The 1,309-nt window shown below is 56.1% G+C and carries 1 protein-coding gene; it reads right to left on the bottom strand.

Features of this window, described 5'->3' with window-relative positions; all coding sequences use genetic code 11:
• Positions 1-6: 6 nt before the first annotated feature.
• On the bottom strand, positions 7-1,212 hold the full coding sequence (locus QF010_RS33975; RefSeq protein WP_429510463.1) for an ISL3 family transposase: 1,206 nt from the start codon (positions 1,210-1,212) through the stop codon (positions 7-9).
• Positions 1,213-1,309: the final 97 nt, after the last annotated feature.

Genomic DNA, 1,309 nt, shown 5'->3' with positions numbered 1-1,309 from the left:
GGTTCTTCACGGATTACCGGGAAAGACGCTCTTGATCTTCATGAAAAAGAATTCGCTATCCCTGTAGCCGTACGCCATCCGTTTGATGACTTTGATTCGATTGTTTATTCCTTCCAGTTGGCCCGTATGCATCGGCCAGCGAACGCGACTTACGATGCCCCTCCAGTAACCCTTTAGCCGTTTGGCGAACTGGATCAGAGCCGGTATTTCACTTTCATTGGCATGGCGCAGCCATTGCTTCCAAGCGGATCTCCAGTCCCAGGCGGTACTCGGCGTCCAGAGCGTTTTGAGTTCAGCCTTCATCAAATAGACCGTCATCAACGATTGGTTAGCCGCCAGCAAATCCTGCAAGTGAACCTGCTGTTCCGGCGTTTTCAGGTTCTGCGGATTGCGCAGCAACAGCCAGCGCGCTTGTTTGATGACCTTTCGAGCAGGCTTGTCATGGCGTAGCCGATTAGCTTCGTCGACGCGGACCCGATCAATCACCTCTCGGCCATATTTAGCCACCACATGGAAGAGGTCGTAGACCACTCGCGCGTTCGGGCAGTGTTGACGAACCTCCAGGTCAAAAGCGGTGTTCATGTCCATCGCCACCGCTTCGATTCGAGCGCAACCCTCCGGCCCCAGTTCTTCAAAAAATGGCCTGACCGCCGCCCGGCTACGGCCTTCGCCAATCCACAGAACCCGTCGTGTATCGGCATCCAGCACCACGCTGGCGTAACGATGACCTTTGAACAGCGCGAACTCGTCCATCACCAGGCGGCGCGGCTGCGCCTTCGGCAGAATGCTTAACGCCGCTTGCAAGGCTCGACGCTCCAGCAACCGAACGGTGTCCCAATGCAGCCCAAACATCTGAGCCACGTGTAGGGTGGGAAGGCGCTCGCAGGCTTGAATGACTGCACCGGCCAGGCGGCGCGTCATGCGGGCATAGCGATCCAGCCAACTGACGGCCTCCATGCGCTTGCCGCAATCGCGGCAGCCAACCCGCCTGAGCAAAACGCTGAGGCGCACCGCGCGACCGAGAATGGGCAAATCACGAACGGTTCGCTCGCAATACTCGTGCGTGGTTGAACAAGGTTTTTGGCAGCCACCACAGGAAGGGAATCGGGTGGTGTGGGGAATCAGGTCGATCTGTAGCGCGTCACCATCAGGCTTGATCGTGACGACAGAAAAGCCCTCCCAAAAAGGAAGGAAAGTATTAATATCGCGCATAAGAACGCCGGTTTGTTAGATGTGTTTGCTCGCACGAACATCATCAATCAAATCGGCGTTCTTGTTTCTGTGTTTCCCGGGATTCCGTGAAGAACCA

This window comes from Pseudomonas silensiensis (genome assembly GCF_050434865.1).
GTDB lineage: Bacteria > Pseudomonadota > Gammaproteobacteria > Pseudomonadales > Pseudomonadaceae > Aquipseudomonas > Aquipseudomonas fluorescens_W.
The sequence above is the reverse complement of the archived record's forward strand: the minus strand, read 5'-3'. Positions and strand labels throughout refer to the sequence as shown.